Here is a 20414-nt window from a genome sequence, read left to right as displayed (position 1 = left end):
TGCGTGTCGACGAAGACGACCCAGGAGGACCGTTGCGACGTGCTTTCGGCCTGATCTTGCTGGCACTGGGCGTTTTCGCGGTCGCCGGAGCGGTGCTCCTCCCTGCCTACGTCTATCCGAAGCTCGCGAAAGTGCCGCTGGACCAGGACTCGACGTCGGTGCTCGAAGGCACCGCGAGCAAGGTCCTCGCGGTGACCGACAACGGATCCGGCCCGGTGTCGGCCATCCGGGAGAACGCCAAGCTCACCGCGACGGCGCGGGTGCAGGCGAACTTCGCCGCGCCGGAGATGCACCAGGACACCGACTACGCGGTCTGGCTGCTCGCGGTGCAGGTCACCGACGACGCCGACGGCACCGTGCTCAGCGCGAGCAAGCGGCAGGTCTGCTTCGACCGGCGCACCGGCGAGGGCTACGACCCGCGCGGCGCGACCGACCCGCAGTGCGACGCCAAGAGCAGCTACGTCACCGAGCTCAAGGACAAGGCCGACAAGGACGGGCAGAAGCCGCCCGAGACGAACATCGAGAAGTCGCAACCCGGCCTGAACTTCAAGTTCCCCTTCGGCACCGAGCAGAAGGACTACAAGGTCTACGACGACAACACCGGCGCGGCGGTCACCGCCCGCTACACCGGCACCGAGACGGTGAACGGGATCGAGACCTACAAGTTCGTCCAGGACATCCCCGACACCAAGCTCGACTCGAAGAAGGTCCCCGGTTCGCTGGTCGGCTCCGACCAGTCCACCGTGGACGCCGACCTCTACTACCGGGGGGTCACCACCATGTGGGTGGAACCGGTCACCGGGATCGAGGTCAAGCAGCAGCAACAGCAGCACCAGGAGCTGCGCGTCGGCACCAGCGGCAGCTCGACGGTCGTGTTCGACGGCACGCTCGCCTACAACGGCAAGACCATCTCGCAGATGGTGGACCAGGTGAACGCGAACAAGGGCAAGCTGGAGTTCCTGTCGAGCACCGGGCCGCTGTGGCTCGGCATCGGCGGCGGCCTGCTGATCGTCGTCGCGATCGTCCTGCTCCTGCGCCGCCGCCAGCCCGAGCCGCCGGCCCCGCCGCAGCACCGGCAGCGGATGCCGGTCGGCGCCGGGCGCTAGCGCCTGCGCAGCACGAGAACCAGATTCCACGAGGCTATTTCCCGGAGGCCGGGAATCCGCACGATCCACATCGCCCAGCTCGGGTGGTAACGCGGGTACCCGGCCACCAGATCGGCGAGCGGCGTCGTCTTCGCCCAGCGAAGGGCGGCTCCGACCGAAACCGGGAACAGGCTTTCCCCGAATTTGTTCTTCGGCGGCTTGCCGAGCTTCCGGGAATACCGCCGCGCCGCGTAGTGGCCGCCGAGGAAATGCCACGGCGCCGTCTCGTGGCCGCCCCACGGGGAGAACCACGGCGTGAACGACGCGAAGACCGTGCCGCCCGGCTTGGTCACCCGGCACATCTCGTCGAGCATCACCCACGGCTCGGAGACGTGTTCGAGCACGTTCGACGAGTAGCAGACGTCGACGGAACCGCTGCGCACGGGCAGTTCCGTGCCGCTGGCGCGGATCATGTTCTCCCCCGGCTCGCCGCGCGCGGACAGCTCGCCGACGTCCGGGTCGAGGCCGAGGTAGACCGCGCCGGCCGCGCGGAAGGCGTCGGAGAAGTACCCCGGCCCGCCGCCGACGTCGAGCACCGTGCGCCCGGACAGCGGAGCGTGCGCCGCCAATTGCCGCACCGAATCCGCGGCGAGCGTTGAATAGAAGCCGTCCGGGTCCGTCTGCTCGGTGAGGAATGTCCGGAACAGCGTCACGGAACGGCCCAGCGTGGCCCGATGAGGTCGGTCGATAACCGGATTACCTACCATTGAACCGTCGCTTTCCCGAATACGTTCCTCTACTGTGTACGCACCGGTAACCTAGCATCGTCGCTACAGTTGGGATATCCCGATGGAACGTCCTCGTGTGCTCCTCGTCAACTGGCGCGACACCGGCCACCCCGAAGGCGGCGGGTCGGAGCGGTACGTCGAGCGGATGGCCGAAGGGCTCGCGAGAGCCGGGTACCGGGTCGAGATCCAGTGCGCCGCCTACCCGGGCGCGACCGCGGGCGAATGGCGGGACGGCGTGCGCTACCGGCGCCGTGGCAACAAGTTCGGCGTGTACGTCCACGCCCTGCGCGCGATCCGCCGCGCCCGCGCCGACCTGGTGGTCGACGTGCAGAACGGGATGCCGTTCTTCGCCAGGGCAGTCGCCGGCGGTCCGGTGCTGGTGCTCGTGCACCACGTCCACAAGGAACAGTGGATCAGCGCGCTCGGCGAAGGGCTCGGCCGGGTCGGCTGGTGGATCGAGTCGCGGCTGGCGCCGTGGCTGTTCCGCAAGTGCCGGTACGTCACGGTCTCCGAGGTCACCAAGGCGGAGCTGGCCGGGCTGGGCATCGGGCGCGAGCGCGTCGCGGTGGTCCCGAACGGCCTCGACGCGCCGCCGCCGTGCGCGTCCGGACGGGACACCACGCCGACTCTGGTCGCGGTGAGCAGGCTGGTGCCGCACAAGCGGATCGAGCACGCCATCGACGTCGTCGCGCGGTTGGCGCCCCGCTGGCCAGCGCTGAAGCTCGAGGTCGTCGGGCAGGGGCCGTGGGACGAGGTCCTGCGCGCGCACGCGGCCTCGCGCGGGGTCGCCGACCGCGTGGTCCTGCACGGCTGGGTCGACGAGCAGGCCAAGCACGAGATCCTGGCGCGCTCGTGGCTGCACCTGTGCCCGTCGGTCAAGGAGGGCTGGGGCATCGTCATCATGGAGGCCGCCGCGCACGGCGTGCCGTCGGTCGCCTACCGCGCCGCGGGCGGCGTCGCCGAATCCATTGTGGAGGGCCGCACCGGCCTGCTCGCCGACGACTTCGAGCACTTCACCGCCCAGGTCGACGGCCTGCTCGCCGACGGCCTGCGGCGCACGGAGATGGGCCTGGCCGGCGCCGAGCGGGCCGGGACGTACAGCTGGGACACGAGCGCCGGCCGGTTCGAAGCGCTGGTGCGGGACGTCGCCGGGAAACCGGCGCCGCGACCGCGGGTGCTGACTCAAGTGACGCGCGGCGAGGCGCTGGCGTCGTGAACCGCGTCGCGGAACTCGTCCAGCAGCCGCCCGGCGGCCGCCGCGTCGAAGTCCCGGCGGCGCGCCCGGACGGTCACCGTCGTGGTGTCGCCGGTGGTCGCCGCGCCGAACGCCACGCCTGAGCGTCCGCTGGCGGCCGGGTAGAACGCCAAGGAGCGCACGGTGTCCCCGGTGGACACCAGCCCGAGGTTCGACACCAGGAACGTCGAACCGAGGCGGCTCGCCAGGAGCCGCGTGCCCAGCCGGGCGAGCCTGCTGCTGCGCGCGGGGAAGTCGGGTTCCGGCTCCTGCGCGGCGAGGACCGCGGCGACGTCCGCGCCGGGACGCAGCCGCAGCCGGAAGAACGCGCTGTCGTGCACCGGTTCCGGCGCGGCCCCCGAGCGCCACGAAGCGCCCAGCGCGGCCACCACGCGGGCCGTGCGGGTGCCGTGCGCGTGGTTCCAGCGTTTGGTGGCGCGGGCGGCCGCCGCGACGAACCCCGCGGCCCCCAGCCGGAGCCGTGCCTCGTGCCGGGCCGCGAAGACGTCTCCCGCGGCTTCACCACGCCGGTCCGGCGTGATCCGGCCCGGTGGCGCGAAAAGCGCCTCAGCGAGCCGCTGGAGCGCCGAAAGGGCAAAGGGTTTGCCGCCGGCACGTTCGCCGATCCCCGTCGCCGCCGAGGAAACCGGGACGTCGAGGAGGATGCCGAGCAGCGAGAGCAGGCCGAGGCCGTCAAGAGCGCCGTGGTGCGCCGCGACGAGCAGGGTCGATTCGCCGGCCGCGACCCGCAGAAGCGGTGCGGAGCGCTCGTAAGGTGCCGAGGCGAACCGGTCGCGGACCGCGGCCAGGTCCGTCGCCCGCTCGATCTCGGGCACCGCACCGAGGTGCGGGTACTGCTGGACGGCGGCCGCCAGCCGGGCCCGGAGCTTTTCCGGTTCCGGTGCGGCCACGCCGAGTTCCGCTTCGAGGAGGATGCTCCAGGAAACGGTGGGGTCGCCGTAGAGCCCGACGACGCGGTGGGCGTGGTCGGAGGCGAGCCGGGTCACCTCGTCAACGGTCCCCGTAGATCTTGTTCGGGTGGTCGGCGGGGTTGTACTTCACCTGCGCGTTGAGCTTTTCCTGCACCTGGGCGGAGCTGTCGGGGTCCGCGCCCTGGATGAGGGCGAAACCCGCTCCGGTCGCCACGCCGCCCCCGAGGATGACGGCGGCGACCACGCCGATGACCGTGCCCACGTGTCACTCCTTCCGCGGCGGGAAGTTCCTGCCGCGCCCCAATGTACGCATCGGTAACATGCGGCACAACAGTGCGACGCACAGCGACGCGAGCGCTACTCCGTTCGCCACCAGGGCAGGCGCCCACGAGATCGCTTTCACCGCCGGCACACCGGGCGTCCGGTAGAGCGTCAGCCACTCACCGGACCACACCTTCGTCGCGTCGGCGAGCAACCGCGGGTCGACGTCACCGGGCGTCCCGCGTTCGACCAGGATCCAGCCGATGCCCGCTTCCGTGAGCTCACGCGCGGACGTCGCGGCGCGGACGTCGCCGATGCGCGGGTCCTCCCCGGCGATGCGATCCGCGCCCACCTGCAGGGTGTCGTCCGTCAGCACGGGTTTCGGCAGCGCACGCGGAGCCGGGTCGAGCTGCGTGCGGTCGTCGTTCCAGGCGAACCCGCGGAACGCCGAGAGCGGCAGCGCCAGGACGTCGCCGGGCCGGTCACCGAGCACTTCGGACACCGCGCGCCAGTCGTCGGGGTACTGCGCGGTGCCGAGCCGTCCCCAGCCGCCCCAGGCCAGGTCCGGCATGCTGACCAAGGGCAAGACGGCGGCCGCGGCGACGAGCGCGACGCGGCCGCGTTCGGTTTTCAGCTTCGTCGCGGCGACTTCGACGGCGAGGGCGAACCCCAGCGCGAGCGGCAACGCCCACCAGGCCACCCACTTCTGGGCGTCCCGCAGGAGTCCCGCGCCGGGCACGTGCCGGATCGCGGCCGTGAGGAGCGTTGCGCCACCCGGCAACGTGGCCAGCGACGCGAGCAGCACACCCGCGACGCCGAGGCCGGACAACGACCGGGCCGGCGCCTTCCCCCACCGCTTCGCCAGCGGCACGAGCCCGGCGACCGCGATGGCGACGACGATCAGCGTCAGCACGGGGATGAGCGGCATGGCCCGGCTGCCGGGCACGGTTTCGGCGTTCCAGATGCCGCCGAGGCCGAGCACGCTGAGCAGCGCCGGACCCCAGCTTTCGGCGCGGGCGCTGAACGCCGTGACGCCCGCCGGGTCGGAGAACGTGCCGTCGGCGTTGAGGAACGTCGGGACCAGCCAGGGCAGGTTGAGCACGATCACGAGGGGGACCGTCTGCCAGAGGCGGCGTGAACCCGCGGCCGCGACCACGACCGCGGCGGCGATTACGCCGCCGGGTGGCGTCAGGACGGCCGGCGCGCACGCGATCACCAACTTCGGTAGGGCGTTCGGCTCGTGCTTCCGCGCGGCGAGCCCGGCGCTGACGATCCACGGCAGGGCCGCGTACGTCAGGAGCAACGGCCAGTGTCCGATGAAGAGCCGTTCCGCGACATAGGGCGTCCACGCGTAGGCGGTCGCGGCGACGAGCCGGGTGCCGGTGCGTTCGGTCGGGACGAGCCGTCCCGCGCCGAGCGCCGCGAAGAAGATGACCGGCAGCAGGACGATTTTCTGGACGATGTCCCCGGGCAGGACGGTCGTCGCCAGCGCCACGGCGGCGTCGGCCGGGACCGAGCGGGGCAGCGTGCTGCCGATCCCGAAGGCGTCCGGCACGAAGTACTGGCGCGGCGCGAACACCATGTCGTAGCTCAGCACGAAACCGCGGCCGAGCAAGGGCGCGCAGACGGCGAACGCCAGCACCGCGGACCCCACGGGAAGGGCGAAGCGCCTGCTCGGTGCGTCCACGGCCCTTCCTTTCCGTTGTCCGCGCGGTTAGGGTCCCTGGTCATTACCCGCCGGTAATGGGAGCCCGCCGTTGAGCGTAGACACCGAAGTGCCGGCCCGGACGGGCAACCGGGTCGCGGCGATCCTCGTCTCGCTCGCGCTCGCGGGCAACAACGCGGGCAGCTACGTGCTGAGCCTCGCCGCCGCGCGGATCCTCGCGCCCGGCGCGTTCGGGGAGCTGAGCTCCCTGCTGGCCGTGCTCGTGGTCGGCGTCGTCCCGGCGATGGGCCTGCAGACGGTGGTGGCGCTGCGGGTCGCACGGTCGCCGTCGACCTCCCGGGGTTCGTTGTTCGCACTGGGGTTGCTGACGAGCGGGATCGTCGCGACGGCGGCGTTGACGCTCAGCCCGTTGCTGGTCCTCCTGCTGCACCTGGGTTCGCTGGCGCCGGCGCTGCTGGTGACGGCCGCACTCGGGCCGTTGACGCTGCTGGGGGTGTTCCACGGAATGCTGCAGGGCGGCCACCGGTTCGCGACGCTGGCCGGGCTGATCGCCCTGGAGGGCCTGGGCAAGGTCGGCGGGTCCCTGGCCGGCCTGCTGGTTTCGGGCTCCCCCACGGGCGCGCTGGCCGGCACCGCGATCGGATCGCTGGCCGTGGTCGTGGCGGGCTGGCAAGTGTGCGGCCGCCCGCGTCCCCGCTGGGCCGATCGCCACGGCGGCGAGGTGCTCCACACGGCGCAGGCGATGCTGGCGCTGGTGCTGCTGGTGAACCTGGACCTGGTGCTGGCGCGGCACACCCTGCCGTCCGACGCCGCGGGCGAGTACGCGCTGGGGGCGATCGTCACGAAGATCGCGTACTGGCTGCCGCAGGCGGTGGGCGTCCTGGTCCTCCCCCGCTTCGCGGCTTCGTCGGGCCGCCGCCGGGCGTTGCCGGTGGCGCTGGCGGTGTGCGCGTTCCTGGACGCGTTCGTGCTGCTGGTTTCCCTGGTACTGGGGCCGTCGTTGCTGGCGCTGATCGGCGGATCGCGTTACGCCGGAAGCACCATGCCGGTGTGGCCGTTCGCGCTCGCCGGGTCGATGCTGGCGCTGGTGCAGATCCTGCTGTACGCCCGCCTGGCCGACGGCGACCGCCGCGTCACGGTGCTGATGTGGACGGCGGTGGCCGTGGAGGCCCTGCTGATCACGGCGTGGCTGCACGCGTCGGCGACCCAGGTCGTGACGGTGGCGGCCGGCTGCGCGGGCGGGCTGGCCGTGGCCGGAGCGGTGCTCGAGCTGCGCGCTCGACGTGGTCACCGGGATGTCGTGAGTGGCAGTTCGGGTTAGAACCTAATTGCCGCGCACGGCATCTTCGCGGCTGAACCAGTCCACGCACGTCGCCACTATCGCGGCCGCCGCCAGCAGCAGCGCCGCCTGCGTCACCGGGCCGTACGCCCACTCCTGGCCGTGACCCAGCACCCGGCCCGTCACCGACACCCCGGCCGCCAGCACCATCCCGCCGAAGGCCAGGTACCGCGGTGCCCGCTCCCAGAACTGGCGGGCCAGCAGGCACGCGATCAGCAGCACCACCGGCAGCATCCCGCCCAGCGCGACCAGCAGCCCGATCAGGACCACCGGTACCAGCGAACCACCGGAAACCACCGCGTACGACCGCCTTCGCGCGGGCCAGAAAACGCCCGCCAGCATCAGCACCACCGCGAACGCGCCGATCAGCAGCGAAGTCCGGTAAGCGTGGTCGGGGGTGAACGAAAGCGACACCACGCCGCCCGCGCCCGCCGGGACGATCCACGCCTGCTGCCAGCCGTCCACCCGGGTGCGGGTCAGCTCGCGGCCGTCCAAAGTGGCCACCCAGCCCGCGTTCGCGTTCTCCGGCACCGCCAGGACCGCCTCCGGGCCCGGGGCCACCGTCACCGACCGCGAAGCCGCGTCCCAGTCACCGACCTGAACCGCGCGGTGGACGACCGGCGTCGACTCCACGGCCGGACGCAGCCACAGGTCCTGGACGACGAACGAGTCCGACCGGTCCGTCCGCAGCTCGTGCCCGCCCGCCGGCAGCGAGACGCCGCCCTCGGAGTCCCGGCACATCCGCAGCGCCAGCGGCCGGTGCGCGGTGATGTCGGCCAGCGTCCCCTGCACCGACGTCCGGTAGTCGAGCCCGTCGAGGTGGACGTTCGGGCCCGAGCCGCACGGCACCGTGAACGCCGGGTCCGGCCCGGGCAGCAGGCCGTCGGTCCCGGCCAGCTCCAGGCTGCCGATGCCGACGACCGCGCGGGCCGCGGGATCGTCGTCGTCCCCCGGGAGCACGATCTGCAGCTGGTCGGTGTCCATCGGCTCGAACGACGCCGACCCGCCCGCGTCCAGCTCCACCGTGCGCGTCGCGGTGCGGCCGACGAGCTGCACCTGCCGCGGCGCCCGCGCCCCGCTCGACGGCGAAACCCCGATGTGCAGCCCCGAAATCCGTTTCGTCCCGGTCCAGTTCAGGGTGAGCGCCGGCCGCAGGTCGGTGACGTCGGGGCGCCACGTCGTGCCCGGGTCGCCGTCCACCGCCGCGAACCCGCCGGCCGCCGGGTCGCCGCCCAGCTCGGACGTCGACGCCACCGTCACCCCCGGCAGCGTCACCGGGTTCCTGCCGCCGCCCGCGGGCAGCACCGAGCCGCCGACGAGGAACGTCTGCTCGGCCGGGGTGCTGAACAACCGCCGGATGCCGTCGGGTTCTTCGCCGTCCCGGGCCGCGGACGCGTCACACCGCACCGCGCCCCCGGCCGGGAGACACGCGAAGCGCGGCTGGGCCCCGCGCGTGAACGCGAACCCCGGCGCGGGCCCGGCGGGCAGGTCCGCGGGCACTTCCAGGGCGCGCTGCGGCTGCGTCCCGGGGATGGTCAGCTCCGCGATGCCGACGTTCCCGTCCTGCCGTCCGACCACCAGCGACAGCAACGTGATCCGCACCTTGCGCGTGACCCCGCCGGCCACGGCGTAGCTGTGCGCCCCGGCGCCGCGGATCACCTGCTGGTCGACCGAGCCGTTGTCGGTGGTGATCCGGATCCGCGTCGCCGGCCAGCCGACCCGGATGTCGTCCACCAGCTGCAGGTCCACCGAGTTCACCAGCCGCGGCGTGTCGAGCTCCACCTCGAGCCACTGCCCGACCGGGCCGGTGAACGACGACGACTGCCACGCCGTGCGCGGGTCGCCGTCGATCGCGGCGAACGGCTGGTGCCCGGGGTCCGACCCGCCGAAGGCGTCGGCGAAGGACGCGGCCGTCGACGCCGTCACCGCGCGGATCCCCCGGTAGGCGGCGACGGTCTGGTGTTCCTCGCCCGGGAACGGCAGCACGTCACCGGCGGCGCGCTGCTGCCTGAACGCCTCGCCGGCGGTGAGGGTCTGGCTGAGGTTGTCCCGCACGCCGCCGACGTTCCGTTCGGCGCGGCGCAGCCCGTCGGTGACCAGCCGCGGCCCGCCGGCCGAACCGCCGTCGCCGGTCAGCACCGTCGGCGTCGACGGGTCGAGCTGGCCGGAGTCGATCAGCGGGAGCAGGTTCTCCGGCCCGCCGCTGACCGTCGGGACGTCCTTTGTGGACGTCGCCGTGGCGAGCGGGACCGCCTGCTTCACCTCGTAGATCTCCAGCGGCCCGAACTCCGCCGCCTTGCCGATCCCGGGTGACCCGGCCAGCCCGGCACGCAGCGTCGCGATCGGCGGCGCGTTGGTTCGTTCGCGGTCGATGTCGTTGCGCAGCAGCAGGAACCGGTACCCGGACCGCGCCAGCAGCGACGCCAGCCCGGGGTCGCCCCGGCCGTCCGCGAGGGCCGCGTCGACCGAGTCCATCAGCCGGGTGTTGCCTTCGGACCCGAGCGGGACCTGGTTGCGCACCGCCCACGGGCTCTTCGCGATCGCCTGCGCGGGTTCGTCGACCGTGCGGCCCCAGTCGTACTCGCCGAACCCGGTGGCGGGCAGCAGCAGCGTCCGCGCGTTCGGGTCGGCCTTGGCGACGTAGCCCATCGCGTCGTGCCAGTAGCCGGGCACCTCGTCCCAGCCCGGTCCGGACCGCAGGTTCAGCAGCCACGCGGGCGCGGCCATCACCACGACCAGCAGGAGCCCCAGCGCCGGGCGCAGGAACCGGCGCGCGGACTGCAGCCGGACCGGGCTCGCGATGCCGTGCACGAACGCGAGCATCAGCGGCAGCCGCAGCACCGGCTCGAACTTGTGGACGTTGCGCAGCGGGGCCAGCGGCCCGTCGAGCAGGTGCCGGACCTGCTCGGCCACCGGGCTGTCGAGCGTGCCGACGTAACCGATGGTCAGCAGCGTCAGGCCGGTGACCACGCCCAGCACCAGGAACCGCCGCTCCGGCAGGCCGCGCCGGGTGAGCCCGAGCAGCCCGACCGCGGCGACGAGCCCGGTGGCCAGCATGAGCACGGGGTTGTCGATCAGCGACCACCCGCCGGGCCACCACGGCGTGCCCTGCACGACGTAGGCGACCCACTGGTTCGTCCCGCGCAGCACCTCGAACAGCGACATCGGCGCGGTGGTGTTCGTCGCGGACTCGATGTAGTCCAGGAACGGCAGGCTGTATTCGCCGAGCAGCAGCAGCGGGAGGATCCACCACAGCGTCGCGCCGACGACGAAGACGAACCACCACAGCACCAGCTCGACGTGCCGGCGCGTCCACTTGCGCGTCAGCAGCCACAGTCCCGGCAGGACGAGCGCCATCACGACCATCGCGCCGTTGACCCCGCCCATGCACAGCACGGCCACCGCGGACAGCCCGGCCGCGCGGCGCGGCGAGCCGATCGTCCCCGCCCGGACCAGCGGCACCAGGACCCACGGCAGCAGCACCGCGGGCAGCATTTCCGCGGACAGACCGCCGATTTCGGTCAGCATGCGCGGCGCGAGCGCGTAGCCGAGCGCGCCGATCAGCCGCGTGCGCTCGGTGCCGAGCTTCATCGCCCGCGCCAGCAGCAGCGCGCCGCCGAACGCGGCCGAAAGCAGGATCGCGCCCCACAGCCGCTGCGCGATCCACGCGGGCATCCCGGCCGCTTGGCACAGCGCGAAGAACGGGCCCATCGGGAAGAGGTAGCCGTACGCCTGGTTCTGCAGCTCCCCGGCGGTGGCCTGGGGGTTCCAGAGGTGCAGCGCGCGCCCCAGGAACGCGAGCGGGTCGACGGCCAGGTCGAGCTTCGTGTCGAACGTCGTCTTCCCCGGCATCTGCAGGAACGACACCGTGGTCAGCACCAGCACGATCCACGTGCTCGGCCGGCGGAAGAGCGCGCCCACCGAGAACTTCCGGACGCCGCTCGAGGGCGGGGCGTCGTCCCGGGACCGTTCGCGGGTGGCGGTTACCATCCGGTAGATACTAGGCGGAAACCTGGCTACCATGTGCCGACGATTTTGCTGAGTCCCCCGAACTCCTGGCAGGTGCGCCATCTCCTTCGAAGACGCCTGGGCTCTCGCCGAGCCGGTCAAGGGCTGGATGACGCGCGCGCAGGGCGAAGCGCTGTGGAACGCCGCGCGCCGGCTGGAGAAGGGCGACGTCGTCCTGGAAATCGGCAGCCACCAGGGCAGATCCACGATCGTCCTGGGCGCGGCCGCCCGGACGGTCGGCGCCACGGTGATCGCGGTCGACCCGTTCGTCGACGGCAGGCTGTTCGGCGGATCGCCGACGCGGCAGCTGTTCGAGCGCAACATCCGCCAGGCCGGGCTGGACGACGTCGTCGAGCTCGTCGCCGGCTACAGCACGGCACTGCGCCCTGACTGGGACCGGCCCTTACAGCTGCTTTACATCGACGGCAAGCACGACTACTGGACCTACACCGACGACCTGCGGTGGTCGGCGCACCTGCCGCCGGACGCGGAAATCCTGGTCCACGACTGCTTTTCCTCGATCGGCGTCACGCTCGGCACGATCGTGAAGGTCCTCTTCGGACGCCGGTACACCTACGTGGACCGGGCGACGTCGCTGGCGCGGTTCAAGCTCCGGCCACCGTCCACGGCGGACCGCGTGCGGGTGCTGGCGCAGCTGCCGTGGTTCCTCCGCAACGTCGGGATCAAGGTGCTGCTGCGCCTGCGGCTGCGGCCGGTGGCCCGGCTGCTGGGGCACGACAGCCCGTACGACCCCTACTGAGCTACTGGTTTCCCGACCTCGGCCTTCGCGACGCACACCGGCGCGCCCGGGCTGGACAGCCGTACGCCGAGGTGGTCGAAGAGGCCGTCCACCGGCAGGTACAGCGAGTGCAGCCCGGCCTGGAACCACACGGGCGTCCGGCCCACCAGGCCTTCGCCGCCGTCCGAGGTGTAGTAGTCGAGCTTGACCAGGTTGCGGCCGAGCACGGGCGTGTCCAGCGGGATGTCCACCTCGGACTCGCCGATCGCGTACCCGCAGTTGGCCACCGGGCCCGGCTTCCCGCGCGAAACCGGCGCCACGCCGGTGATCAGGTGCGGCTCGCCCGCGGCGTCGAGCAGGTGCATCCGGTTCGTCGGCTGGTCGAAGTGGGTGCCGGGCAGCAGCCCGACCACCCGAGACGCCTGTGAGTCGGCTCCGAACCATTCGTGGACCACATCGGAGGGCACGAAGGTGTCGTAGAAAACGAGGTCCGGGTCTTCCGCGACGGCGTCGCGCACATTGCCGAGGTACTCCGCCGAATGCCCGAACCGCAACGCGGGCGCGAGTCCCGAAAAACCCGCCGCGGAACCGGCGAGCAAAAGCATGCACACGGTTAGCGCGATCGGCCGTTCCCGCTTTCCACCGGACGGCGCAATTCCCCCGGGCGGCAAAAACGCGAACGCGCCGCAGAGGGCGGCCGCCACCGCGAGATCGGCGACGTACCGGGGGTCGTCCCCGGCCGACGGCCCGACCTCGCGCAGCCGGGTCAGCGCGAGCAACGCGACGTCCACCGCGAACAGGGCGGCGAACAGCAGCCAGGCACCCCCAGCGCGTCGCCCGCCGGCGCGGATCCCGGCGACCACCACGGCGAGCGCGAGCGCCAGCAGGACGACGACGACCGCGAACGGCGACGGTGTCCAGGTCGCTCCCGCGCCGGCGCCGGACCACGGGCCGCCGGCCAGGCCCGGCAACAGGGTGTCGCCGAGCATCCGGCCGGTCAGGTCGGCGACGGTGCCGGCGGACACCGGCTGCTCGCCTGACCCGACCTGGCTCGACGTCAGCGCGAAGAAGACGGCCACGAACGCCACCAGCAGCAGGACGAGCCCCGCCCAGTAGCGGACGTGCTCCCGGAAGGACCGTCCGAGCAGGACGGTCACCCCGGCCAGCAGCACCGGGATCACCGCGGCCTTCTCGTAAAACGCGAGCCCGAAGAGCGTCCAGGCGAAGACGCCGAGCCACCACCGGCCGCCGGCGGCCAGGTAGCGCACGTGCGCGTGCAGCGCGCCGACGGCCGCCAGCACCACCGGGACGAGCTGGACGCCGAACGACCACCACAGCGTCGGGACCAGCAGGAGCGTCGACGCCGTGAAGACCGTGAACGGCACCAGGATCGCCCACCGGCGGCCGAAACAGCGCACGAGCACGCACCAGAACACCACCGTCGCGACCGCCCGCATCAGCAGCAGCGGCGCCATCAGCAAGGGGAAGTTCAGCGGTGCCCACCACGTCGCGACCGCGGCGAGGAAGAACCCTCCGGGCTGCAGGTGCCCGTGGTAGTCCTGGAAGAGGTAGCCGAGGTCGAACGGCCCGGCGGCGGCCGCCCGGTAGGTGACCACGAAGTCGTCTTGGGCGAAACTCCCGTGCAGGGCCGCCCAGGCGTGGAACGCGAACGGCACCACCCCGGCGACGAACGCCGCGAGCACCACCGCCGACGGCCGCCAGATCACTCGCGGTGCGGGTCTTTCGGTTTCCACCAACACAGGGGCGTCCTCAGTTCTTGCAGGCCGGTGGCTGGCACATGAGCTTGCTCAGCGCCTGGTAGAAGACGTCGGAGATCTTGCGCGGGTCGGGCGTCGTGAAGGACTCGCCGCCGGTGGCGGCCGAAACCTGCTTCAGCTCGCTCGCGTCGATGTCCGGGCCGATGCCGATCCCGATCACCGGCAACGGTTTCCGCGGGTCCTGCAGCCGGCCCAGCTCGCTCAGCAGGCCGGGCAGGCCGACCGAGTCGCTGTCCTCGTTGCGGCCGTCGGTGAGCACGACCACGACGTTGATCCGGCCGAGCTGCCAGTTCTGGCGGGCGTTCTGGTAGGCGGCCAGGATCGAGTCGTACAGCCCGGTCGCGCCGCCGGGCTTGGGTTTGACGGCCTGCAGCGTCGCCACGCCGCCCGCGGCGAGCTGCTGGGAGATGGGCCGCATCGGCAGCAGTTCCTTGTAGTCCTTGTCGCCGTCCAACCGCGTCGAGAACAGCCAGAGGCCGATCTCGGTCGTCGGCTTGAACAGGCCGAGCCCCTGCGTCGCGGCTTCCAGCGTGAGCGCCATCCGGCTGCGGCCGGTGCCGGGGACGGTGGCGGCCATCGAGCCGGAGACGTCGAGCAGCACCTGGACGCGGGCGCTGAGGTTCGCCCCGGCCCAGGCCTGCAGGACGCCGTACATCGCGTCGGGCGCGGGCGGCCCGGCCGGGCGCGGGGCGGCGTTCGTGCGGGTGTCCGCCGGCCGGTCGCCGAGCAGCTGCCCGCCCGGCGTCCGGAACCCGGCGTCGGCGAACGCTTTCGTCGCGGTCTGGTCCAGCAGCAGCCGCAGGAACCGCTCGGCGGCCGACCGGGACGCCTCCGACGCGCGCGGCAGCACGACGTACGGGTAGTCGAAGCTCGGCACCCCCGCCGCCGGGTACGCCGCGACGAGCTTGCGGGCCAGCACGGACTGCTCGGACGCCGGCGACGCGGTGAACGGCTCCTTCACCGCCGAGACCGCGCGGATCTCCTGGGTGAACTCGGCGGCCGGGTCGGGCGCGTCCTTGGTCAGCTGCTGCAGGCCGATCAGCGCGGCGATGCCGGCCGGGTCGCGGCTCGGGTCGGGCAATCCGACCGGGCTCTCCCCGAGGACGTCCGCCCAGGACGGGGACTTCGCGGGCCAGCCCGCCTTCTTCGCGACTTCGTCGGTCAAGGCCAGCACGACGGGCGAACTCGCCACCGACTGGCCGGTCTCGGGCAGGTTCCACGCGCCGCCGTCGCGGGCCTGCAGCAGCCAGGTGCTCGACTCCGGCACCCAGACGTCCGGGCCGTTCGCGCCGTTGGCCTCGAGCGCCGCCGCGGTGGCCGTCGACGCGGCCGCCGTGACCTCGACGGCGTAGCAGTCGCCTCCGGGCACGGTCCGCGCGAGCGCGGTGAGCACCGGCGCGACGTCCGGCGCCGCGGTGATGCGCACCGGCGTCGTGGTGTCGCAGCCGCCGGCGGCGAGGCGGTCGCGGAGGTAGTCGACACCGAACCAGGCGAGCAGGGCCACCACGAGCAGCACGCTCAGGACGACCACCCGCGCGTCGATGCGCCGGGCCCGCACCGGGTGTGCCGCCATGCACGTGACCTTCCGTCGTCGAAGTCCTGGCAGCTTGCCAGCCGGGGCAGCGGGAAGCCAGTCCCGATAGCGGAAAGTCACCACCGGCGCGTGCGAAAGCGGTGAAGGAATGGCCGGGTGCGGCCGTTTCGGTGATCTTCCGGAACCGCGTAACGTTTCCGCTTGACGCTCGTCCCACAGGGGTAACAGCACGATGGCGGATCGCGGAGACGATTTCGCCGTCCCCGAACCGGCGAACGGCACCGAACGGAGACGGAACCCGTGCGCACGATGTACGACGCGGTCACAGCAGCGAACATCCCCGCCGGCGCCCAGATGGTCGCAGGGTACATCGACAGGATCAAGCTCGAACCCTGGTCGTCCGCCGACTGGGCGCGGTTCCCGAACGCGGTCAAGGTGACGATCGTCAAGAAGGCGTCCACCAACGACGGTCACGTCCTCGACGTCGAGCCCGGCGACGCCACCGCGGGCCAGGCACCGGGCTGGGTCCGGATGCGGCGCGCGGCCGGCGCGGACCCGACGGTCTACTGCAGCCTCTCGACGTGGCCCTCGGTGCGCTCGGCGTTCTCCTCGGCCGGTGTCGCCGAGCCGCACTACTGGATCGCCCACTACAACGGCGATCCCACCATCCCCGACGGCGCGATCGCCAAGCAGTACCGCGGGAACGTCGCGCCGGGCTACGACATCTCGTCCGTCGCCGACTTCTGGCCCGGCGTGGACGGCAACGGCAACGGCAACGGATCCGCCTCGACCGGAGTGGAGATCATGGAACGCATCACGGTGACCCCGCCGAACGGCGACCAGAACGCGGTACGGGTCTTCCTGTCGGGCAGCCCGGGCGCGGCGGTCATCGTCCGCCCCCGCCTCGACGGCGAGGGCTTCGCGAACCCGATGTGGGTCGGCGACATCTACGCCTGGGGCAGCGACCACCAGGGCATCGGCCACAACCCCACGCAGACACCGGGCTACGACACCAAGCTGACGTCCCACCGCCGCTACGACCTGCCGGGCGCGGTGTGGGCGGACATCAACTACAGCGCTTCGGAACCCTTCGAGATCGACATCGTCGGGTAGGCCTCGGCGCGAGCGCTCCCACGCGGCCTTCGGTGCCACCCCGGCGCCACATCGGCCCGCCGAGCGGGAAGCCGTGGCCGCGTCAGGCGGGCGGCAAGGCGCGGCACAGGGCGTCGATCGCCGCCGGGTAGGCGTGGTCCGGCGGGGTTGCGTAGCCGACCACCAAGCCGTCCATTGTGGACATCCGGCTGGCCGGGTGGCGGAAGGCGGACAGGCCGTCCAGGGCGAGCCCCTGCCCCGCCGCGGCCTCGAGCGCCGACGGTTCCGTGCCCGGCGGCAGGCGCAGCACCGCGTGCAGGCCCGCCGCGATGCCCGTCGGCTCGACGTGGGGTGCGCGGGCCGCCAATGCCGCGACCAGCACGTCCCGGCGACGGCGGTAACGCCGGCGCATGCGCCGGATGTGCTTGTCGTACCCGCCGGACGTCAGGAACTCGGCCAGGGTCAGCTGGTCGAGCACGCTCGCCCACGCTTCGCGCTCGCCCTTCACCGCCAGCACCGCGTCGACCAGTGCCTCCGGCAGCACCAGCCAACCGAGCCGCAGCGCGGGTGACAGGCTCTTGCTGACCGAGCCGACGTACACGACGTGCTCGGGGTCGAGGCCCTGGACCGCGCCGACCGGCTTGCGGTCGTAGCGGAACTCGCCGTCGTAGTCGTCTTCGACCAGCAGGCCGCCGGTCGCGCGGACGTGGTCGATCACCGCCGTGCGGCGCTCGTGGTGCAGCGGGCCGCCGGTCGGGAACTGGTGCGCCGGCGTCAGCAGCACCGCCGGCCCGGCCGGCTCGTCGATGCGGGCGCCTTTTTCGTCCAGGGCAAGGGGAATCGTCTCGACGCCGGCGGCCTCGAGAAGGCCGCGGTGGAACGCCAGGCCGTACGCCTCGACGGCGAGCGGCCCGCCCAGCACCGCCGGGAACAGCAGCCGCACCGCGTGCGCGAACCCCGAGCACACCACGATCCGGTCCGGCGACGTCCGCACGCCGCGCGCCCGCGCGAGGTACTGGGTCAACGCCTCCCGCAGCTCACGACGTCCGCGCGGATCGCCGGGGCCGAACGCGTCGTGCGGGGCGATGTTCAGCGCGCGCCGCGCGGCGGCCAGCCATTCGGGACGCGGGAACGACGTCGCGTCCGGCTGACCTTGCCGCAAGTTGTGCCGCGGCGCGGAAACCGGCGCCTTCTTCGGCGTCCGGGCCGCCGGGAGGGGTTCTGCCCGGGCGGCGACGCGGGTGCCCGATCCCTGCTGGGCGCTCAGCCAGCCCTCGGCGACGAGCTCGGCGTAGGCCTCGGCGACCGTGTTGCGCGCCACCCCGAGGTCGGCGGCCAAAGCCCGGTACGGCGGCAGCCGCGTGCCCGGGGCGAGCCGGCCGTCCCGGACGGCGTCGCGCAGCGCCGTGCTTAGCGCGGCCCGCTTGCCCCCGGTGGCCGTCAGCTCCAGGTGGAGGTCGACTCCCGAATTGACCCACGATTCCGGCACGGAAATGCACCCTACACAGGGGTCAACCGAGCCCTAGATTTCTGGTCATGACAACCCGGGTGAACTTCGCCAAGACCGCCCCGAAGGCCTTCAAGGCCCTGATCGGCTTCGACGCCGCCGCCCGCGCCGGGCTGGACCCCGCGCTGGTCGAGCTCGTCCGGATCCGCGCGTCGCAGCTCAACCGCTGCGCCTACTGCCTGCACATGCACACCTCGGACGCCCGCAAGGCCGGTGAGAGCGAAGAGCGCCTGCACATGGTGCAGGTGTGGCACGAGGCCACGCACTTCTTCACCGAGAAGGAGCAGGCAGCGCTGGCCCTGACCGAGGCCGTCACGCTGGTTTCCGAGGGCGGCGTCCCCGAGGACGTCTACGCCCGCGCCGCCGGCGAGTTCGGTGACGAGGAACTCGCCCAGCTGCTCGCGCTGATCTGCACCACCAACACGTGGAACCGCATCGCGATCACCACGGCGAAGGTGCCGGGCACGGACGAGCGGTGAGGCGTGGGCCGAGGTCAGCGAAGCGTCTCGTTCAGCACTTCGCGGTGGGTCTGCTTCGCCGCGAGATAACGCTCGCGGCCGGCGTCGGTGAGGGTCACGAAGATGCCGCGCCGGTCGACTTCGCAGAGCGCGCGCTCGACCAGTCCTTCCTTCTCGAGGCGGGCGACCAGGCGTGACGTGGCGCTCTGGCTGAGGTGGATGGCCTCCGTGAGGTCGGCCGACCGGCACTTCGCATCGCCCGTCGCGACCCGCTCCAGGGCCTCGAACTCGTTCGCGCCGATGCCGTGGCGTTCCTGGAGGCGGCACTCGAGCGTGCTGAACACGGCCGAATAGCGCGCCAGCAGCTCGTGCCACTCCTGCACCAGACCTTGCTCAGCGACGTCGCTCACGGCGACCAACTTAGCATGCGCACGCATCTGATGCAAACACATTAAATGCGTCGACATTAGATGCGTGTGCATGTACTGTCGCCGGCATGAGCTCTTCCGTGTCCTTGTCCACCACCACGACCCGGTGGGACGCACGTCTCTGGGGTGTCCTGCTCACCGTCTCGATCGTCATCGGCCTCGACGCGCTCGACGTGTCGATGGTCGGGGTCGCGCTCCCCGCGATCCAGGCCGACCTCGGCCTGTCCACCAGCGCACTGCAATGGGTCGTCAGCGGCTACGTCCTCGGCTACGGCGGGCTGCTGCTGCTCGGCGGGCGCACCGCCGACCTGCTCGGGCGGCGTCGCGTGTTCCTCGTCGCCGTCGCCGTGTTCGCGCTGGCTTCCCTGCTCGGCGGCCTCGTCGACGACGGCGCGCTGCTCATCGCGAGCCGCTTCGTCAAGGGCCTGGCCGCCGCCTTCACCGCGCCGGCCGCGCTGTCCATCATCACCACGACGTTCCAGGAGGGCCCGGCCCGCAACAAGGCGATCAGCATCTTCGCCGTGTTCGGCGCGAGCGGCTACTCCGCCGGGCTCGTGTTCTCCGGCCTGCTGACCGAGGTCGGCTGGCGCTGGACGTTCCTGCTGCCCGCGCCGATCGCGCTCGTCGCCCTGGTCGCCGCGTGGAAGCTGATCCCGTCGTACGCGCGGGAAGAGGGCCGCGGCTACGACTTCCCGGGGGCCGTCACCGGCGCCGCCGGCTCGCTGCTGCTGGTCTTCGGCGTCGTCGAGGCGCCGGAGGTCGGCTGGGCCGCGCCGCGCACGCTGATCACGTTCGTCGTCGCGCTCGCCCTGCTGGTGACGTTCGTGGTCATCGAGAAGCGCAGCAGCCACCCGTTGCTGCGGCTGGGCATCCTGCGGTCGGGCCCGCTCGCCCGGGCGAACCTCGGCGGCGCGCTGTTCTTCGGCGCGTACATCGGGTTCCAGTTCGTCGTGATGCTCTACCTGCAGCGGGTGCTCGGCTGGTCGGCGCTGCAGACCGCGCTCGGCTTCCTGCCGGCGGCGCTGATCGTGGCGTTCGGTTCGCCGCGCATCGAGCCGCTGATCGACCGCGTCGGCACACCGCGCACGATCTTCGCGGGCGTCGTCGCGCACGTCATCGGCTACGCGCTGTTCCTGCGGATCGACGAGCACTCGGGCTACGCGGGGTACGTGCTGCCCAGCATGATCCTGCTCGGCATCGGCTTCACGCTGGCGTTCTCGTCGCTCAACATCCAGGCCACGGCCGGGATCTCGGACAACGAGCAGGGCCTCGCGGGTGGTTTGCTGAACACGTCGCTGCAGGTCGGCGGCGCGATCGGGCTCGCGGTGGTGACGGCGGTCCTGACCGCCAACGGTGGCCGTGAAGCCTCGCCCGCCGCGCTGCTCACCGGCTTGACCCCGGCGCTGAGCGTCGTGACCGGCATCGCGGTGCTGGGCCTGCTGATCGCGATCAGCGGCCTGGTCGCGCGGAAGCGGACCGTCGCGGAGCCGGTCCCGGAGGGCGACCTGCTGGCCCTCGCCGACTGAGCCCGGCGCCGGTCGTGGGCGGTCTTCCCGCTCACGACC

16 protein-coding genes are annotated in these 20414 nt (G+C 72.3%); 7 read left to right on the top strand and 9 right to left on the bottom strand.

Going from position 1 to position 20414, the window contains the following annotated elements; all coding sequences use genetic code 11:
• Window positions 1–32: 32 nt before the first annotated feature.
• Window positions 33–1106, top strand: a complete 1074-nt coding sequence (locus tag ACYVLJ_RS39610) for a PorA family protein (RefSeq protein WP_460442514.1) — start codon at window positions 33–35, stop codon at window positions 1104–1106.
• Here the strand turns inward: ACYVLJ_RS39610 and ACYVLJ_RS39605 are convergent.
• Complete coding sequence (locus tag ACYVLJ_RS39605; RefSeq protein WP_451984293.1) at window positions 1103–1798, bottom strand: class I SAM-dependent methyltransferase; 696 nt, start codon at window positions 1796–1798, stop codon at window positions 1103–1105. The two genes, ACYVLJ_RS39610 and ACYVLJ_RS39605, sit on opposite strands and share 4 nt — an antisense overlap.
• Window positions 1799–1949: 151 nt before the next feature.
• On the opposite strand from ACYVLJ_RS39605, the gene ACYVLJ_RS39600 reads away from it, so the two are divergent.
• Entirely contained in the window at window positions 1950–3089 is a 1140-nt protein-coding gene (locus ACYVLJ_RS39600; RefSeq protein ID WP_451984569.1) for a glycosyltransferase family 4 protein, read from the top strand.
• Here the strand turns inward: ACYVLJ_RS39600 and ACYVLJ_RS39595 are convergent.
• Genes ACYVLJ_RS39595 through ACYVLJ_RS39585 form a run of 3 tightly spaced genes read right to left on the bottom strand, consistent with a single transcriptional unit; the run spans window position 3056 to window position 5987 of the window.
• Window positions 3056–4114, bottom strand: coding sequence for a hypothetical protein (locus ACYVLJ_RS39595; RefSeq protein WP_460442513.1), 1059 nt, complete (start codon window positions 4112–4114; stop codon window positions 3056–3058). The genes ACYVLJ_RS39600 and ACYVLJ_RS39595 overlap by 34 nt on opposite strands.
• Window positions 4115–4118: 4 nt before the next feature.
• Window positions 4119–4301 (bottom strand): hypothetical protein, encoded by a 183-nt coding sequence (locus tag ACYVLJ_RS39590; protein WP_451984289.1) that lies wholly within the window; start codon window positions 4299–4301, stop codon window positions 4119–4121.
• Window positions 4302–4304: 3 nt separating this feature from the next.
• On the bottom strand, window positions 4305–5987 hold the full coding sequence (locus ACYVLJ_RS39585; protein ID WP_460442512.1) for a hypothetical protein: 1683 nt from the start codon (window positions 5985–5987) through the stop codon (window positions 4305–4307).
• 70 nt (window positions 5988–6057) lie between these two features.
• Between ACYVLJ_RS39585 and ACYVLJ_RS39580 the strand changes: the two genes are divergently transcribed.
• Window positions 6058–7287 carry a lipopolysaccharide biosynthesis protein gene (locus tag ACYVLJ_RS39580; protein ID WP_451984285.1) on the top strand — a complete coding sequence of 410 codons (1230 nt, stop codon included), beginning with the start codon at window positions 6058–6060 and terminating at the stop codon, window positions 7285–7287.
• Between the two features lie 3 nt (window positions 7288–7290).
• Here ACYVLJ_RS39580 and ACYVLJ_RS39575 read toward each other — a convergent pair whose 3' ends face one another.
• A complete protein-coding gene (locus tag ACYVLJ_RS39575; protein ID WP_460442511.1) occupies window positions 7291–11295 on the bottom strand; it encodes an alpha-(1->3)-arabinofuranosyltransferase domain-containing protein in 4005 nt (1334 codons plus the stop codon).
• Between the two features lie 127 nt (window positions 11296–11422).
• On the opposite strand from ACYVLJ_RS39575, the gene ACYVLJ_RS39570 reads away from it, so the two are divergent.
• Window positions 11423–12073: a class I SAM-dependent methyltransferase gene (locus tag ACYVLJ_RS39570; RefSeq protein ID WP_460442510.1), complete on the top strand. Its 651-nt coding sequence runs from the start codon at window positions 11423–11425 to the stop codon at window positions 12071–12073.
• Here ACYVLJ_RS39570 and ACYVLJ_RS39565 read toward each other — a convergent pair.
• Together ACYVLJ_RS39565 and ACYVLJ_RS39560 are read right to left on the bottom strand one after the other, a co-directional pair.
• Window positions 12067–13779 (bottom strand): hypothetical protein, encoded by a 1713-nt coding sequence (locus ACYVLJ_RS39565; protein ID WP_460442509.1) that lies wholly within the window; start codon window positions 13777–13779, stop codon window positions 12067–12069. The genes ACYVLJ_RS39570 and ACYVLJ_RS39565 overlap by 7 nt on opposite strands.
• A gap of 43 nt (window positions 13780–13822) precedes the next feature.
• Entirely contained in the window at window positions 13823–15403 is a 1581-nt protein-coding gene (locus tag ACYVLJ_RS39560; RefSeq protein ID WP_460442508.1) for a substrate-binding domain-containing protein, read from the bottom strand.
• 261 nt (window positions 15404–15664) lie between these two features.
• On the opposite strand from ACYVLJ_RS39560, the gene ACYVLJ_RS39555 reads away from it, so the two are divergent.
• Window positions 15665–16477, top strand: coding sequence for a glycoside hydrolase family 25 domain-containing protein (locus tag ACYVLJ_RS39555; RefSeq protein ID WP_460442507.1), 813 nt, complete (start codon window positions 15665–15667; stop codon window positions 16475–16477).
• An 82-nt stretch (window positions 16478–16559) separates the two neighbouring features.
• Here ACYVLJ_RS39555 and pdxR read toward each other — a convergent pair whose 3' ends face one another.
• Window positions 16560–17945, bottom strand: coding sequence for an aminotransferase-like domain-containing protein (gene pdxR, locus ACYVLJ_RS39550; RefSeq protein WP_460442506.1), 1386 nt, complete (start codon window positions 17943–17945; stop codon window positions 16560–16562).
• Between the two features lie 47 nt (window positions 17946–17992).
• On the opposite strand from pdxR, the gene ACYVLJ_RS39545 reads away from it, so the two are divergent.
• Entirely contained in the window at window positions 17993–18442 is a 450-nt protein-coding gene (locus ACYVLJ_RS39545) for a carboxymuconolactone decarboxylase family protein (protein WP_460442505.1), read from the top strand.
• Between the two features lie 14 nt (window positions 18443–18456).
• Here ACYVLJ_RS39545 and ACYVLJ_RS39540 read toward each other — a convergent pair whose 3' ends face one another.
• Window positions 18457–18831, bottom strand: coding sequence for a MarR family winged helix-turn-helix transcriptional regulator (locus tag ACYVLJ_RS39540; protein ID WP_451984269.1), 375 nt, complete (start codon window positions 18829–18831; stop codon window positions 18457–18459).
• 86 nt (window positions 18832–18917) lie between these two features.
• Between ACYVLJ_RS39540 and ACYVLJ_RS39535 the strand changes: the two genes are divergently transcribed.
• Complete coding sequence (locus ACYVLJ_RS39535) at window positions 18918–20375, top strand: MFS transporter (RefSeq protein ID WP_460442504.1); 1458 nt, start codon at window positions 18918–18920, stop codon at window positions 20373–20375.
• The last annotated feature ends 39 nt before the right edge of the window (window positions 20376–20414 follow it).

The organism is Amycolatopsis stemonae (assembly GCF_054781455.1).
This window is presented reverse-complemented; position numbering and strand designations above follow the sequence as displayed.

Coding starts and splice junctions, on each gene's coding strand:
- ACYVLJ_RS39575 (WP_460442511.1), bottom strand. CDS start 11,295: ATGGTAACCGCCACCCGCGAACGGTCCCGGGACGACGCCCCGCCCTCG.
- ACYVLJ_RS39570 (WP_460442510.1), top strand. CDS start 11,423: ATGACGCGCGCGCAGGGCGAAGCGCTGTGGAACGCCGCGCGCCGGCTG.
- ACYVLJ_RS39560 (WP_460442508.1), bottom strand. CDS start 15,403: ATGGCGGCACACCCGGTGCGGGCCCGGCGCATCGACGCGCGGGTGGTC.
- ACYVLJ_RS39545 (WP_460442505.1), top strand. CDS start 17,993: ATGACAACCCGGGTGAACTTCGCCAAGACCGCCCCGAAGGCCTTCAAG.
- ACYVLJ_RS39535 (WP_460442504.1), top strand. CDS start 18,918: ATGAGCTCTTCCGTGTCCTTGTCCACCACCACGACCCGGTGGGACGCA.